Genomic DNA, 15353 nt, shown 5'->3' with positions numbered 1-15353 from the left:
CATGGTCCTGCGACCGTTATCCGCATCGGAACGGGCTGACGCCCTGAACAAGGCAGCAGCAGCCAGGGCCACCCGCGCGGCGGCCAAGGAAAGCCTGAAGAACGGCGAGAGATCCGCGGCGGACATCATCGACTCCGCTCAGCAGGACGATGCGCTGGCCCGGATGAGGGTTTCCGAACTGCTTGAGGCCCTTCCGGGCATCGGCAAGGTCCGGGCCGCGGCCATCATGGGCCAGTTGGGGATTGCCACTTCCCGCAGGGTCCGTGGCCTGGGCGTCCACCAGCGCCGGGCGCTGGTAGATTTTATAGACGAGAACTAGGGCGGGCCAAAAACCTGCCTTACCCCAAACCCCGGCAAAGGAATACGTGAGCAAGAAACCTGGACTGACAGTCCTCGCTGGTCCGACGGCTGTTGGCAAAGGCACCGTGTCCACTTACATCCGGGACAACTATCCCGAGGTCTGGCTGTCCGTATCGGCCACCACCCGGGCACCCCGCCCCGGAGAGCAGGACGGGGTCCACTACTTTTTCAAATCCAAGGAAGAGTTCGAAAAACTCATCGCCGACGGCGAACTCCTGGAGTGGGCAGTGGTCCACGGACAGAACACCTACGGGACCCTGAAGAGCACGGTGAACCAGGCCATTGCCGAGGGCCGGTCCGTGCTCCTGGAAATCGACCTGCAGGGTGCACGCCAGGTGAAGGCCGCTGTCCCGGACGCGCAGTTCGTGTTCCTCGCCCCGCCCAGCTGGGACGAAATGGTCCGCCGGCTGGTGGGCCGCGGCACGGAAACCCCCGAGGAACAGCAGCGACGCCTGGAAACCGCTAAACTGGAACTTGCTGCTGAACCGGAGTTCGACCATACCGTCATCAATGACGACGTTCGCCGGGCAGCGGACGAGCTTGTTTCACTCATGGGGCTGACCCCGCATCCGCACGGTTTGCCGGAACCGTCAACCCGCTAGACTTTGGAGAATTCGTGTCCACGAACCTTGAAGGCATCATCAACCCGCCGATCGACTCGCTGCTCGAAGCGGCTGATTCCAAGTACGGCCTGGTGATCTTCGGTGCCAAGCGTGCTCGTCAGATCAACGCTTACTACGCCCAGCTGCACGAGGGCCTTTTCGAATACGTCGGCCCGCTGGTTGACACCAAGCTGAACGAGAAGTCCCTCTCGATCGCGCTTCGCGAGATCAACGAAGGCAAGCTGGTTTCCACGCCGATCCAGCCGGCAGAGTAATCTGCCGCCTGACGTGCTGCTGACGGAGGTCACGTGCGCATAGTCCTCGGAGTCGGGGGAGGGATTGCCGCCTACAAGGTGGCGTCGCTCCTCCGGCTTTTTACTGAAGCCGGGCACAACGTGACCGTGATCCCCACGGAGGCGTCCACGCGGTTCGTGGGCACCGCCACCTGGGAGGCGCTGTCGGGCAATCCGGTCAGCAACAGCGTCTTCGACGACGTTCACCAGGTCAACCACGTCCGCCTTGGCCACGAGGCTGACCTTGTGGTGGTCGCGCCGGCCACGGCAGACCTCCTCGCGAAGGCTGCCACCGGACAGGCCGGCGACCTCCTTACGAACACGCTGCTGATGGCCCACGGCCCGGTGCTGTTCGCCCCCGCCATGCACACCGAAATGTGGCAGCACGCGGCCACCCGCGCGAACGTGGAAACCCTCCGTGGGCGCGGAGCCGCTGTCCTGGAGCCGGCCACCGGAAGGCTTACCGGCGCAGATTCGGGCCCCGGCAGGCTTCCCGAGCCGGAAGCCATTTTTGCCGCTGCCATGGCCCTGGTGGAGGGGCAGCAGGACTTCCAGCTCCCGCTGGCCGGCCGCACCGTCACCATCAGCGCCGGCGGCACCCGCGAGCCGCTGGATCCCGTGCGGTTCCTCGGCAACAGGTCCTCCGGCAAGCAGGGCGTCGCCCTGGCCGTAGCTGCGCGGAATGCGGGCGCAACCGTCCGGTTGCTCGCAGCCCACATGGAAGTCCCGCCGCCGGCCGGCGTCGAGGTTGTCCAGGTGGAGACGGCCCTGCAACTGCGTGAGGCGGCGCTGGCCGCGTCCGCTGATTCCGACGTCGTCATCATGTCCGCGGCGGTGGCGGACTTCCGCCCGGCTGAGGTCTCAAACACCAAAATCAAAAAGCGCGACGACCATGACGATCCGGTGATCACGCTGGTCCGCAACCCGGACATCCTGCATGAGCTCGTGGAGCTCCGCAGCCATGGGACGGGCGCGGCACTGGAGCGCCAGCTGATTGTCGGGTTCGCGGCGGAGACAGGCGACAGCGATGGCGATGTGCTGGCCTACGCCGAAGCGAAGCTGCAGCGCAAGGGCTGCGACCTGCTGGTGGTCAACCATGTGGGTACGGACAAAGTCTTTGGCCAGGACACGAATTCGGTTGTCATCCTTGCCCGGTCCGGCTCCGAACCGCAGGAGGCGTCCGGAACCAAGACCGAGGTTTCGGCGGCCATCATCAGCCGGATCGCCTTTGAACTGAATGCCGTTTCGCCCCGCGCTTGAGTGTTTCAGCCCACGTTTGCTTAGTACGGAGACATCTCCCGGCGTCTCCTGCGGGGCCCGCGCATTCCAACCAGTAAGGTAGTTGAGTGACTTTACCGCTGCACCTTCCCCAGACTTCCGGGGCCACGCCTACCGCGCTCAGGCTCTTCACCTCCGAGTCGGTTACCGAGGGCCACCCGGACAAGATCTGCGACCAGATCAGTGACGCCATCCTGGACGCGCTGCTGGCTGCCGACCCCGAATCCCGGGTGGCGGTGGAGACGATGGCCACCACCGGCCTGGTCCACGTAGCGGGCGAAGTCACCACGGACGCCTACGTGGAGATTCCGCAGATCGTGCGCGAAACCATCCTGGGCATCGGCTACGACTCCTCAGCCAACGGATTCGACGGCGCCCGCTGCGGAGTGTCCGTGTCCATCGGCCAGCAGTCCAACGACATTGCCGGGGGCGTGTTCAACTCCCTGGAGGCCCGCGAGGGGCGCCAGGAGGACGATTACGACCTTCAGGGCGCAGGCGACCAGGGCCTCATGTTCGGCTATGCCAGCGATGAAACCCCCTCCTACATGCCCGTGCCCATCTGGCTGGCGCACCGGTTGTCCGAGCGCCTCACCGAAGTACGCAAATCGGGGGAGCTGGCGTACCTCCGTCCGGACGGCAAGACCCAGGTGACGGTCGGATACGACAAGGACGTGCCGGTCTCGGTGGAAACCGTGGTGATCTCAAGCCAGCACGCCGAGGGCGCCAGCCTGGACCAGCTCCGCGCCGATCTCGCATCGATCGTCATCGAACCGGTGCTCGCAGGCGCCAACCTGGACCTGTCCCGGGTACGCAATATCCTGAACCCTGCCGGTGAGTTCGTCATTGGCGGACCCGTGGGAGACGCCGGCCTAACCGGCCGCAAGATCATCGTGGACACCTACGGCGGCATGGCCCGGCACGGCGGCGGCGCCTTCTCCGGCAAGGACCCGTCCAAGGTGGACCGCTCTGCTGCCTACGCCATGCGCTGGGTTGCCAAAAACGTGGTGGCTGCCGGACTGGCCAAACGCGCCGAGATCCAGATTGCCTACGCCATTGGCCAGGCCCGACCCGTGGGCACCTACGTGGAAACGTTCGGCACCGAAACGGTTGATCCCGCGAGGATCAGCGCGGCCATCGCCGAGATTTTCGACCTGCGCCCCCGCGCCATCATCGACGCACTCGACCTGAAGCGTCCCATCTATGCCAAGACCGCAGCGCACGGCCACTTCGGCCGCGACGAGCCGGACTTCACCTGGGAGCGGCTGGACCGCGTTGATGACCTGAAGGCGTTCTTCAACGCCTAGGCTCCGGCGGGCCAGCCTGCTTCCTTCGCCGTCGGAATCATGGACTTCCGTGGAATGTCGCTGCCCTGTGGTTGGCTGGGCACGTCCACCAGGGAGCTGAACGGAGGTAACCGCCATCGCTACTGAACGCGCCCTCCAGCCTTCCCCGGTGCGTCCGGGCGCTGTGCAGCCTACCCTCCTGCAGGGCTTTCCTTCCGTGCCCCGGCCGTCGGGTCCGCAGCTGTCCAAGGACAGGCCCGTGGCCAAGGTGCTGGTGGAATCCTCCCTTCCGCACCTGGACAGGCTTTTCGACTATGGCGTTCCGGAGGCCCTGGACGAATCCGCCAAGCCGGGCGTCCGGGTCAAGGTCAAGTTCAACGGCCAGGACCTCAGCGGGTTCATCATGGAGCGCGTGGCCGGCTCCGACGCCGGACACACCCTGGTGCCGCTGGCGAAAATCGTCTCCACGGTGCCTGTCCTCACCCCGGCTGTCAGGGAACTCGTGATGTCCGTGGCGGCCCGCTACGCGGGGACGGCCAGCGATGTCCTGCGGGTCGCTGTTCCACCGCGCGTGGCCCGGCTGGAAAAGGAGTTCGCTGCTGCGGAGCCGGTTGGCACGGCGGGGCCGGCCGCAGGTACGGTTCCGCCCTCCGGTTCCGCGGCGGACGGGTCTGCGGCAAGTGCCTGGGCCTCTTACCGGAACGGCCTGCCCTTCCTGCGGCACCTTGCCGACGGCGGTTCGCCCAGGGCCGTGCTGAATCCCCTCCAGGGATTTGGTGCCGGGGGATGGCCGCAACTGCTGGCGGAGGCGGTTGCCGCTGCCTACGCGGCCGGCCGGGGCGCGGTGGTGGTGGTGCCTGACTACCGCGACCTGGACCGCCTCGAGGATGCCCTGCTGCCCCTGCTGCCTGAGGGGGCGGTAGCACGGCTGACCGCCGACGACGGCCCCACCCCCAGGTACCGGAACTTCCTGAACCTTCTGGCGGGCACCGCGCGGGTGGCCATCGGTACCAGGTCAGCCGCCTTTGCGCCCGTCAAGGACCTGGGCCTGGTGGCCTGCTGGGACGACGGCGACGACCTCCACATTGAGCAACGTGCCCCCTATGCGCATGCGCGCGAGGTCCTGCTCTTGCGGGCCGAGCAGGAAGGCACGGCCTGCCTCCTTGCGGGGCATGCCCGCAGCACCGAAACGCAACGGCTGGTGGAAGCAGGCTGGGCGCTGACGGTGGAGGCAGGCCGCCCCGAGGTACGGCGGACGGTTCCGCGGGTGGTCAACACGGCAGACAGCTTCGAACAGGAACGGGACCCGCTGGCCAGGATCGCCCGCCTTCCCGGCGCTGCCTGGCGTGCCGCGAAGGAAGGGCTGGAACGCGGGCCGGTCCTGGTGCAGGTTGCCCGGGCCGGCTATGCGCCGTCGCTGGCATGTGAAACGTGCCGTGAGCCGGCGCGCTGCGGCAACTGCCAGGGACCCTTGGCAGTAGCGGGCCCCACCGGCACCTCAGCCATGCCCCAGTGCCGGTGGTGCTCCACCCCCGCACCAGACTGGCGCTGCGGGCACTGCGGCGGCAGGCGGCTGCGCAAGGGCGCCACCGGCGCCATCAGGACTGCCGAGGAGCTTGGCCGCGCGTTCCCGGGCAAAACCGTCATTACGTCTTCCGGCGACCATGTCAAAGCGGCAGTGGGTCCAGGCAATGCACTGGTGGTCGCGACCGTGGGTGCCGAGCCGGTGGCACCCGGCGGATACGCGGCCGCCCTGCTGTTGGACGGTGATTCGCTGCTGCGGCGCGAAACCCTGCGGGCCGGTGAGGACACCGTCCGGCGCTGGTTCAACGCCGCTGCGCTGGTGCGCCCTGCGCAGGAAGGCGGCCTGGTGGTGGTGACGGCTGCGGACACCGCCGCAGTGGGCGCCCTGCTTCGCTGGGATCCTGCCGGGTATGCGCAGCGGGAGCTCTCCCTGCGGACCGAGCTGCAACTTCCGCCTGCGGTCCGCATCGCGTCGGCGACCGGGCCCAGGGCCGCCGTCGAGCAATACACCGCTGCCGTGGCCGCGGAGCTCGGCTCCGCAGGCATCACACTGCGGACTGCCGGGCCGGCACCCCTGGTGCTCCACGGGCCGCCGTCGCCCCGCCGTTCAGCGGAAGATGTGCGTACACTGCTCTTTTTCCCGTATGGCCAGGCGGCCGCTGTGACCCGCGTACTGCGGGTCGCCAGGGCGGCGGCAGCGGCAAAGCGGTCCGCTGAGCCCTTCCAGCTGCGGCTGGACGGCGTTGACGTCCTCTAGCGGGGCCGCTAGCGCCCCCGCCGTACCATGATGTCGTGGGCAACGTCCACCAGCTGACGGGCGGACTCATCCCAGCTGAACTCCCGGGCGCGGACAACGGAACGCCGTGAGAAGTCCTCCCAGCGGCCGTTGTCCTGGAGGGTGTGGACCGCGCCGGCAAACTGCTCCGGGGACCCAGGATCAACAAAAAGTGCAGCATCTCCGCCGACTTCCCGGAAAATGGGGATGTCGCTGGCAATGACGGGCGTGCCCACGGACATGGCCTCCACCAAGGGAAGCCCGTAGCCTTCAGCCCTGGAAAGGCTCACCAGTGCCGTCGCGATGCGCAGGAGGGCGTGATATTCCTCGTCCGTGACGCCATTGTGGAACACCACACGGGCACCGGGCGGGACGAGCTTTTCCAGTTCGGCGCGGCGCTCCGGGGTAATCCTGCTGAGCAGGTGAAGCGTGTAGCCCGGCAGGGAAGCCATGCCGGCCACCATGGTTTCAACGTTCTTGTACGGCATGAACGACCCCATGTAGACCAGCGACCGCTCAGCGCCCCCACCGGCTTCCCGCGGTTCCTGCTCCGGCTGTGGGGCATTGCTGATGATCCGCACAGGGCGGCGAGTCAGGCGGTACTTCGCGATCAGCGCCTCGGTGGTCCTGCTGATGGTGGCCACGGTATCTGCCCGGTTGAGGAGGAGCCGCTGCGGCCAGAACGCCTTGTGGTACAGCCGCCACAGCACCCGTACCGGGGCCGGAAGGAAGCCGGGCGGGGCGGGGTGTTCATAGTAGATCAGGTCGTGGAGGGTCAGGACCAGTCCGTACTTGCGGCCCCACGATCCCATCGTCTGCATGGGGCACACCACCACGTCGGCGCCCAGTTTGTTGATGGTCCGAGCCACAAACACTTCCGACGGCGAGAGCGGGCTGCCAATGAGGGTGTAGGGAACGTCCGGGAGCAGGGCGAGTTGCCGGACGTCGGAAACCAGCATGGAGACGTCGGCGATTTTGGCCGTGGCGGCGATCAGGCTGGCTCCGTAGCGGCTGATGCCGTCGTGGTGGTCTGTCCGGGTAAAACGTGCGTCGATGACAATCTTCACGCGGGATGGTCCTTAAGGAAGCTGCGGATGAAAGTTGCTGCCGGTTCAGGCGTTTCGTAGTGGATCAAATGGCCGACGCCTGGAATCACCTTCAGCTCCCCGTCCGGCAGCAGGGCAGCCAGGCGGTGTTGGTCGGCAAGGACGGCGATCTCGTCCTTTTCCCCCGCAATCAGCAACACTGGCAGCGTCAGCCGGCCCGCCACTTCTGCCACATGGCTGCTGACCGATGCGGTAAACGACTCGAGGAGGCTCTCCCGGCTGGCGAAGGCGCTGAAGTAGGCGTGGTGCTGACCGTGGATGAACCGGCGGAGGTCCCTGTCGCCTGTCTTGGCCATGGTCTCACTCATCACCCGGACAATCAGGGGATTCCGCAGCAGGGCAAGGCCCACCGGGCGGGGGAGACGGGCTGAAAGGCGGTAGTACAGGATCGCCAGCCGGGTCATGACGCCCTTTGGCCCTTCCAGCGCCGGTGCCGCGATGGGATTGATGAGAATGAGCGGGTTCACGGCTCCGGGGTGGTCGGCCACAAAGTGTGCGGCAATGATGGAGCCGAACGAGTGGCCCAGGAGGACCGTGTCCGGGCCGAGGCCCAGGGCGGCCATGAATGCCGTGATGAACCGGCCGTAGCGCTCCACGGAATGCGCCCCTGACGTGAACGCTGCAGAATCCCCGAATGCGGGCAGGTCCGGCATGATGATCCGCATCTCGGGAAGATGGTCTGCCACCCGCAGCAGCCCATGGTGGTCTCCGCGGAAGCCGTGGATGACCAGGATGGTGCGCGTTTCCGGTCCAGCCGGCAGCGGCTCGTAGGTCCAGTAGGCAACCTTGCCGCCGTCGAGCTCAATCGTCGAGGCGGAGGTGCGGGCCGCCAGGTCGGCGCTGAAGTAGGCAGGCGCGGCGGATCCGGGCTGTGCTGTAGTCATGTGTCCTGCCTAGTTGACGTTGTCCGGGTGGGACCCCGTGCGGTACCCGCGGTCCAGCCCTGCGAGCGCCGCCATGTCCCTGGCGGAGAGCTCGAAGTCGAAGATGTCCATGTTCTCCCGGATCCGGGCCGCGGAGCTTGCCTTGGGGATGGCAATGTTCCCCAGCTGGATGTGCCAGCGGAGGATCACCTGGGCCGGGGTCTTGCCGTGTTCCGAGGCGCAGGCGTGGACGACGGGGTCGGCGAGGACCTGGCCGCGGCCCAGGGGGCTCCACGCTTCGGTCCTGATGCCCAGTCCGTCGTGCATTGCCCGGAGTTCGGCCTGCTGCAGCCACGGGTGCAGTTCAATCTGGTTGACGGCGGGGACCACCTCGGCTGTCTGCAGCAGCCGGTCGAGGTGGGCGGGCTGGAAATTGCTGACGCCGATGGCACGGACTTTCCCTTCCCGGTACAGGGTTTCCAGTGCACGGTACGTCTCTGGAAAAAGGCCGCGGGCGGCACAGGGCCAGTGGATGAGGTACATGTCCACGTAGTCCAGGCCGAGGTTGACCATGGACTCGTCAAAGGCACGCAGCGTGGCGTCGTAGCCGTGGTCGCTGTTCCACACCTTGGTGGTGAGGAAGATATCTTCCCGGGACAGCCATGGGAACAGCTCGCCCGAGCCGCCGCTGCCCGGGTCCCCGCCCAGTTGCGAACTGATGCCCCGCGCCACGCCCGTTTCGTTGCCGTACATCGCCGCCGTGTCGAAGTGGCGGTATCCGGCCGCGAGGGCAGTGGCGACGAGGCCTTCTGCGTCGGGGGCCGGGACCTTGTACAGCCCATATCCGAGCTGGTGGATCAGCACGCCGTTGTTCAGGCTGAGCCGCGGTGAAGTTCTCATAGCCACGACTCTACCCACCGGCGGTGGCGAGGCCCTCAAAATCCACCAGGCGGCGCGCGGTGGCCTCGTCGAGGATCAGGTCCGTGGCCAGGCCCGCCGCCAGGGCGCCGCGCAGCCCGTTGATCTTGGAAACGCCGGACACCACGCAGATCCTTCGCCTGACCTGCCGCAGCTCGGCGAGGGCCGGTCCGGTGGACCGTTCATTGAGGACTATCCCGTCGGAGGACCCGTCACTGCGGAAGAAGACGGTGGCTACGTCGCCCACCACATCCGATGTTGCCAAAGTGTTAAGGTCAGCCTCGTCGAGGTAGCCGCCGGCGTAGACGTGGCTGGGATAGTCGGCGTCCACGGAGCCCACGCCGAAAATTGCGATGCTCATCTTCGCCTGGAGTTCGAGGATCCGTTGCACGCTGCGCTCATTCCACATGGCAATCTTGGTGGCTGCGTGGTCAAAGAAGGCCGGCACCGGAAACTGTTCCACCCTGGCTCCGTAGGCACTTCCGAACCGCCGCATAATGTCGCTGGCATACGTGATGCCGGTGGTGTGCATGTTGCCCGCGCCGTTCAACTGCACGATGACGCTGTCATGGGTGATCTTGCGGGTGAGGTGGCGGCTGACCGCGCTCAGGGTGGATCCCCAGGCCACTCCGATGATCGCGTTGGAGTCCACCAGCGGTCCGATGGTACGTGCCGCCTGCATGGCCACGCGGTCCAGCGTCTCCGCCTCGTTGAGTATCTCCATGACCGGGACAACGTGGACATCCACGCCGTACCGGCGGCGGATCCTGCCTTCCAGCTCAGGGCCCGTGTCCAGGGGATTGCGGATCTGGATCTGGACCAGGCCGGATTCACGGGCGGAGGACAACAGCCGCGAAACGGTGGACCGGGACGTCCTCAGTTCCCGTGCTATGGCGTCCATGGTGAGGTCCTGGAGGTAATACATTTGTGCAGCCCGCAGTGCGTCAGAGTGACGTGAGGGGTCCATTGCCGCTCCCTTCTGCACGTTTGTGCATAGTGCTTGACTCCATTTTCCATTACTCCAAAGAATAGTTATGAAACGGCGGCCAACCCATGTGTGGCCGCGCCACACAAAGCCCCAAGGGAGTTGTTTTGGGACCCAAGGATTTGAACGTCCAGCCTTTTGCTTCAGCGGCGAAGCCAGGAGCAGGGCAACCAGGAGTAGAGCGCAGTTCCGTGCACCACCTGCGGCGCCGTCCGCACGCGAAAGTCCTGGTGGTGGGAGGCGGGATCAACGGGGTAGGCACGTTCCGGGACCTCGCGCTGCAGGGCGTGGACGTTGCCCTGGTGGAGCGCGGTGACTACTGCCAGGGGGCCAGCGGCGCCTCCTCGCACATGATCCATGGCGGCATCCGCTACCTGGAGAACGGCGAATTCCGCCTGGTCCAGGAATCAGTGGTGGAACGCAACCGGCTGCTCCGTATCGCCCCGCATTACGTGAAGCCCCTGCAGACCACCATTCCGATTTTCAGCACCTTCTCCGGGGTCCTCTCGGCACCCCTTCGCTTCCTGACGCACAAGCAGCACGGCAGGCCCAAGGAACGTGGAGCCTTCCTCATCAAGCTCGGCCTCAGCCTGTACGACTCCTTCTCCCGCGACGGCGGCAGCGTCCCACGCCACCAGTTCCTCACTGGCAAGCGTGCCCTTGCCGAACTGCCCAGCCTCCGCCCCGACGTGAAATACACCGCAACCTATTTCGACGCTTCCGTGCACAACCCGGAGCGGCTCACGCTCGACGTCCTCCAGGACGGGGAGAAGGCCGGCCTGGCCGCAACAGGCGAAGGCAACGGGCAGGGCAGCACAGCACGCGCCAGCAACTACGTCTCGCTGCAGTCCGTGACCGCACAGCCCAATCCCGGTACCGGCCGGGGCAGCACTGTGCGGCTGCGGGACGAACTGACGGGGGAGGAGTTCGACTTCACCGCGGACGTCATCGTCAACACCACCGGCGCCTGGGTGGACCTCACGAACGAAGCAATGGGAGCGGCCTCCACCTTCATGGGCGGCACCAAGGGTTCCCACATCGTCCTGGACCACCCTGGGCTGCTTGAAGCGTGCCGGGGCCGGGAAATCTTCTTCGAGCACACCGACGGCCGGATCGTCCTGATCTATCCCATGGGGGACCGGGTCCTGGTGGGTACCACGGATGTTGACGCCGACATGGCGGAGGATGCCGTCTGCACCGATGAGGAAATCGGGTACTTCTTTGAGCTGATCGGCCACGTTTTCCCCGACATCGAGGTCACGCGCGAGCAGATCGTTTACACGTTCTCGGGAGTGCGGCCCCTGCCCCGCCACGATGCCACCCAGCCCGGCTTTGTTTCCCGCGACTACCGCATCGAGCGCCGCGGCCCCGGAAAAGACAGCGGCACGGGCGCTGTAGTACTGAGCCTGGTGGGCGGCAAATGGACCACATTCCGGGCGTTGGCCGAACACCTGACGAACGATGTCCTGGCCGAAATCGGAATGGACCGCAAAGTCTCCACCGCGCAGCTGCCCATCGGCGGCGGCGCCGGGTTCCCTGCCGACGAGGCCGGAGTCCAGAAATGGATCAAAGCCCACATGGGCGCCGGCCGTGATGCAGACCGTACGGCGGGCCTGCTGACCAGGTACGGCACCCGGGCTGAAGCCGTCATGGAGTACCTGGACGCCGGCGCTGACCGGATGCTGCATTCCACCCGGGAACTGAGCGTCCGCGAACTTGAGTTCATGGCGGCACAGGAGCAGGTGGGACACCTGGTGGACGTCCTCATCCGCCGGACTTCCCTGGCCTTCCGTGGCCTGGTGACGGGGGAGCTGCTCAATGAGGTGGCAGACGTTTTGTCGGCTCCACTCGGCTGGAACGCCGCAGCCCGGGCCGCAGAAATCAGGCATGCGCAGGATGTCCTGCAGCGGTTCCACCGCGTAGAAACCCACAGCCTGGTCGCCTGAGGCCCGGCTGCCGGCCGGGGCGGACCGCGCCCCGGCCCACGGTCCTTCAACCCGCGAAGGACCTCCATCAAAAATAAAAGGAGTCAAAGATGTCTCTTGGAATAGTTTTCCTTTCCGAAGTATTCGGAACGGCGATGCTGACCCTGCTGGGTTGCGGCGTCGTCGCCAACGTTGCGCTGAGGGGGACAAAGGGCAACAGCGGCGGATTCCTGATGGTCACCTGGGGATGGGGCATCGCTGTCTTCGCGGGCGTCTTCGTGGCCGCAAAGTCCGGGGCGCACCTGAATCCGGCCGTGACCCTGGGTCTGCTGATCGAAGGCAAGCGTCCCTATGCACCTGACGTTCCGATCGACGTCGCCTCCACCCTGACCTACTTCGGCGGCGAAATGCTCGGCGCCTTCCTTGGAGCGGTGGTCTGCTGGCTCGCCTACAAGCAGCACTTTGACGCGGAAGAGGAAGTTGCCAGCAAGCTCGGCGTCTTCTCCACCGGGCCGGCTATCCGCTCCACCCCCTGGAACCTGGCCACTGAGATCATCGGCACCTTTGTCCTGGTGTTCGTCATCCTCACCTTGGGCGGGACCCCCTCGGGGCTGGGCCCGCTGGCCGTCGCGCTGCTCGTCGTCGGCATCGGCGTCTCCCTGGGCGGCCCCACCGGTTACGCCATCAACCCCGCGCGCGACCTCGGTCCCCGCATTGCCCATGCCCTGCTGCCCATCAAGGGCAAGGGCTCGAGCGACTGGGGCTACTCCTGGATTCCGGTGGTAGGCCCGCTGGTCGGCGGCGCCCTGGGCGGCCTCGTCGCCCGGGTTGCCCCCATCATCGTTACCGCAGCCTCCTGACCCCACCACCCCAACACGGCTCACAATCCACTACAGACAAGGACGTCAACCATGAACCAGTATGTAATCGCCATCGACCAGGGAACCACCAGCACCCGTGCCATCATCTTCGATCACAGCGGGAGCATCGTGTCCTCCGGGCAGATGGAACACGAACAGATCTTCCCGAAGGCCGGCTGGGTGGAGCACAACCCTGCCGAAATCTGGAACAACACCCGTGAGGTCATTGCTTCCGCCCTCTCGAAGGCGAACCTGACGAGGCACGACATTGCCGCCGTCGGAATCACCAACCAGCGCGAGACGGCCGTCGTGTGGGACAAGACCACCGGTGAGGCCGTCTACAACGCCATTGTCTGGCAGGACACCCGCACGCAGGACATCGTGGACGAGTTTGCCAGGGACGGCGGGCCGGACCGCTTCAAGCAAAAAGTGGGCCTTCCGCTGGCCACGTACTTCTCCGGGACCAAGATCAAATGGATCCTCGATAACGTGGACGGCGCCCGCGCCAGGGCCGAAGCCGGTGACCTGGTGTTCGGCAACACCGATTCCTGGGTCCTGTGGAACCTGACCGGCGGCGTGGACGGCGGAGCCCATGTCACGGATGTCACCAACGCATCCCGCACGCTGTTCATGGACCTGGAAACTCTTCAGTGGGACGACGAGATCCTTGGCATCTTTGGTGTTCCCCGGACCATGATGCCAGAGATCAAGTCCTCCTCGGAGGTGTACGGCACCGTGCACACCTCCCAGCTCCTGCGCGAGGTGCCCGTAGCCGGCATCCTCGGTGACCAGCAGGCCGCCACGTTCGGCCAGGCGGCCTTCGAGGCTGGGGAGGCCAAGAACACGTATGGCACCGGCTGCTTCCTGATCTTCAACACCGGTGAGGAGATCGTCCACTCCAAGAACGGGCTGCTCACCACCGTGGGCTACAAGCTCGGCGACGCGGCGCCGCACTACGCCCTGGAAGGTTCCATCGCCGTCACCGGCTCGCTCATCCAGTGGCTGCGTGACAACCTGGGCATGATCAGCAGCGCACCCGAGGTGGAAACGCTGGCGGCGTCCGTGAAGGACAACGGCGGCGTGTATATCGTTCCGGCCTTCTCCGGCCTCTTCGCGCCCTACTGGCGGTCGGATGCCCGCGGCGCCATCGTGGGGCTGACCAGGTTCGTGAACCGGAACCACATCGCCCGGGCCGCGCTGGAGGCCACCGCCTTCCAGACGCGGGAAGTGCTGGACGCCGTCAATGCGGACTCCGGCGTTCCGCTGACCGAGCTGAAGGTCGACGGCGGCATGGTGGCCAACGACGCGCTGATGCAGTTCCAGGCGGACATCCTGGGCGTCCCCGTCATCCGGCCAAAGGTCGTGGAAACCACCGCCCTGGGTGCGGCCTATGCGGCCGGGCTTGCGGTAGGTTTCTGGAAGGACCTGGGGGAGTGCTCGGCCAACTGGTCAGAGGACAAGCGCTGGGAACCGCAGCTGGACCAGGCGGAGCAGGACCGCCAGATGAGGCTCTGGAAGAAGGCCGTCACCAAGTCCATGGACTGGGTTGACGAGGACGTGCGCTAAGACGCCGTTGCCGGAGACCGGACAGTAAAGAAGGAGGGCGGCAGGGGTGCCGCCCTCCTTCTTTGTATCCCGGCTTCATGTACCGGCGAGGGACGTGTGCTTTACCTCAGTCGTCGAGTTCGGCCCGTGGCGTCTTGGCGTAGACGCTCCGGCTGACCTCATAGCCCCGTTCGTCCAGTTCCAGTGCCTGCTCGTTGACGGCCGCGAACTGCTCGGCATTCAGTTTCCGCACTTTGACCAGATCCATGAACTCCTGGTCCGCACCTCCCACGGCAGTCACTTTTATCAGCCCTGTTCCGGCTGAATAGAACTTCTGCTGGTGTCCGGCCTCAGGCGGTTCCAGGGGGTTGTATTCGTCGATCACCAGGACGTCGTCGTAGCATCCGGTGGGGACGCAGACTTCCTGGTTTTTCTGGAACACCGTCCCGCAGTCGAGGAAATCGACCTTGGGTGCGTATGCCTGGACGTAGGACGGCGTGTCGGTCTTGGGCCTCGCGGGCATGGCGATGCCCGCCTGCGCCTTGGCCAGTCCGCTGATGAAGGTGCTCGGGGCACCCACGAACTCGCCGTTTTCGTATTCCTCCGGGTATTCGCCGAACAGCCAGACAGTCCCACCGCGGGTCTGCGCGAAGAAGGCCAGTTCGGATTCGACCAGTTCGCCGTCCGCATAGTCACGGTCCCACATCACGCGGGTGGTGACGCCGTCGATCACCTTCGTCAGTCCGGTGACCGTGTGGACCACCTTGTGCTCGTGGACGCCGTCAGCGGAGGTCACGGTGCCCAGTGTGGTGTACTGCATGCCCGGCTTGAGCGGGAACCACTTGTTGTCGATCCGCGGAGATTCCGGGAAAGCGGACCGGTCGAAATTGATCGCAGACCCCGGACCACAGAGCTCTTCGGCCGGCGCTGCCGCCGTTGATGGTGCTGACATCACTGTCAGCGTCCCGAAGGCCAGCAGCAGCGCGGACCCGTATGCTGTGAGCCGGCGTGCCAGATGCGTCATCTCAGTGCCTTT

General features: G+C 65.8%; 14 protein-coding genes. 9 read left to right on the top strand and 5 right to left on the bottom strand.

Going from position 1 to position 15353, the window contains the following annotated elements; genetic code table 11:
• Position 1: 1 nt before the first annotated feature.
• The 6 genes from mihF (at position 2) to FHJ30_RS10625 (ending at position 6097) form a co-directional block, all read left to right on the top strand.
• Complete coding sequence (mihF, locus tag FHJ30_RS10650) at positions 2-319, top strand: integration host factor, actinobacterial type (RefSeq protein WP_139029265.1); 318 nt, start codon at positions 2-4, stop codon at positions 317-319.
• A 46-nt stretch (positions 320-365) separates the two neighbouring features.
• Positions 366-962, top strand: a complete 597-nt coding sequence (gene gmk, locus FHJ30_RS10645; protein ID WP_139029263.1) for a guanylate kinase — start codon at positions 366-368, stop codon at positions 960-962.
• A gap of 14 nt (positions 963-976) precedes the next feature.
• Positions 977-1237, top strand: a complete 261-nt coding sequence (gene rpoZ, locus FHJ30_RS10640; RefSeq protein ID WP_139029262.1) for a DNA-directed RNA polymerase subunit omega — start codon at positions 977-979, stop codon at positions 1235-1237.
• Between the two features lie 33 nt (positions 1238-1270).
• A complete protein-coding gene (gene coaBC / locus FHJ30_RS10635; protein ID WP_139029261.1) occupies positions 1271-2515 on the top strand; it encodes a bifunctional phosphopantothenoylcysteine decarboxylase/phosphopantothenate--cysteine ligase CoaBC in 1245 nt (414 codons plus the stop codon).
• An 86-nt stretch (positions 2516-2601) separates the two neighbouring features.
• Positions 2602-3837, top strand: a complete 1236-nt coding sequence (gene metK / locus FHJ30_RS10630; protein WP_228403507.1) for a methionine adenosyltransferase — start codon at positions 2602-2604, stop codon at positions 3835-3837.
• 163 nt (positions 3838-4000) lie between these two features.
• Positions 4001-6097, top strand: a complete 2097-nt coding sequence (locus tag FHJ30_RS10625; protein WP_240793667.1) for a primosomal protein N' — start codon at positions 4001-4003, stop codon at positions 6095-6097.
• An 8-nt stretch (positions 6098-6105) separates the two neighbouring features.
• On the opposite strand, the gene FHJ30_RS10620 is transcribed toward FHJ30_RS10625, so the two are convergent.
• From FHJ30_RS10620 to FHJ30_RS10605, 4 genes are read right to left on the bottom strand one after another with little or no spacing between them, the layout of a single operon-like run.
• A complete protein-coding gene (locus tag FHJ30_RS10620) occupies positions 6106-7182 on the bottom strand; it encodes a glycosyltransferase family 1 protein (protein ID WP_139029259.1) in 1077 nt (358 codons plus the stop codon).
• On the bottom strand, positions 7179-8105 hold the full coding sequence (locus tag FHJ30_RS10615; protein ID WP_139029258.1) for an alpha/beta fold hydrolase: 927 nt from the start codon (positions 8103-8105) through the stop codon (positions 7179-7181). Before FHJ30_RS10615 ends, FHJ30_RS10620 begins: the two co-directional genes overlap by 4 nt.
• Before the next feature lie 9 nt (positions 8106-8114).
• Positions 8115-8984, bottom strand: coding sequence for an aldo/keto reductase (locus FHJ30_RS10610; RefSeq protein WP_139029257.1), 870 nt, complete (start codon positions 8982-8984; stop codon positions 8115-8117).
• Between the two features lie 10 nt (positions 8985-8994).
• Positions 8995-9969 carry a sugar-binding transcriptional regulator gene (locus FHJ30_RS10605; RefSeq protein ID WP_139029256.1) on the bottom strand — a complete coding sequence of 325 codons (975 nt, stop codon included), beginning with the start codon at positions 9967-9969 and terminating at the stop codon, positions 8995-8997.
• 86 nt (positions 9970-10055) lie between these two features.
• Here FHJ30_RS10605 and FHJ30_RS10600 point away from each other — a divergent pair, with 86 nt between their 5' ends.
• The 3 genes from FHJ30_RS10600 (at position 10056) to glpK (ending at position 14338) form a co-directional block, all read left to right on the top strand.
• Positions 10056-11933: a glycerol-3-phosphate dehydrogenase/oxidase gene (locus FHJ30_RS10600; RefSeq protein WP_139029255.1), complete on the top strand. Its 1878-nt coding sequence runs from the start codon at positions 10056-10058 to the stop codon at positions 11931-11933.
• A gap of 89 nt (positions 11934-12022) precedes the next feature.
• Positions 12023-12772 carry an MIP/aquaporin family protein gene (locus FHJ30_RS10595; RefSeq protein WP_139029254.1) on the top strand — a complete coding sequence of 250 codons (750 nt, stop codon included), beginning with the start codon at positions 12023-12025 and terminating at the stop codon, positions 12770-12772.
• Between the two features lie 51 nt (positions 12773-12823).
• Positions 12824-14338: a glycerol kinase GlpK gene (gene glpK / locus FHJ30_RS10590; protein ID WP_139029253.1), complete on the top strand. Its 1515-nt coding sequence runs from the start codon at positions 12824-12826 to the stop codon at positions 14336-14338.
• Positions 14339-14444: 106 nt separating this feature from the next.
• Here the strand turns inward: glpK and FHJ30_RS10585 are convergent, their stop codons facing one another.
• Positions 14445-15341, bottom strand: coding sequence for a hypothetical protein (locus FHJ30_RS10585; protein WP_139029252.1), 897 nt, complete (start codon positions 15339-15341; stop codon positions 14445-14447).
• Between the last annotated feature and the right edge of the window lie 12 nt (positions 15342-15353).

Origin of the sequence: Arthrobacter sp. BB-1 (assembly GCF_006151685.1) — a bacterium.
GTDB lineage: Bacteria > Actinomycetota > Actinomycetes > Actinomycetales > Micrococcaceae > Arthrobacter.
The sequence above is the reverse complement of the archived record's forward strand: the minus strand, read 5'-3'. Positions and strand labels throughout refer to the sequence as shown.